Genomic DNA, 416 nt, shown 5'->3' on the forward strand with positions numbered 1-416 from the left:
GCTCAAACTACAAATCCTAATAATCCAATGGTTTTTGAGTGGATTGGCGAAGAAAACAACATGTTTAAAGTAATGACAGCCGAACCCAACCGAAAATTTGGTTTGTATGACAAAAACGGAAAAGCAGTTGTTCCTGCTGAATACCAGTGGATTACTAATAGCGTAAGTCAATTCAGTAAAATAACGATTCTGAAAATTGCAGACGATAATTATAATTTTTTAAACCAGCAGAACGAGTTTATTTTCACCGAAAACATAAGTGATTATGGGTATATCTTAGATGAACATAAACTAAAGAATCCCTTCGCTTCAGGCCGTGGTGACATCCGCATTTTTGTTAAAAGCAAAAGCGGAAAATACGGATTGTTTAACGAAACCAGTCAAAAACTTGGATTATTAGGATTTGTAGTTTGAGC

Annotated in this window: 1 protein-coding gene; it reads left to right on the plus strand. The window is 35.1% G+C overall.

From position 1 onward, the window contains the following. On the plus strand, positions 1-414 hold a 414-nt coding region (locus RC73_RS20885), incomplete at its 5' end, for a hypothetical protein (RefSeq protein WP_039036223.1). Positions 415-416: the final 2 nt, after the last annotated feature.

This window comes from Shewanella sp. ECSMB14102 (assembly GCF_000813075.1).
In the GTDB taxonomy this organism is placed as follows: domain Bacteria; phylum Pseudomonadota; class Gammaproteobacteria; order Enterobacterales; family Shewanellaceae; genus Shewanella; species Shewanella indica.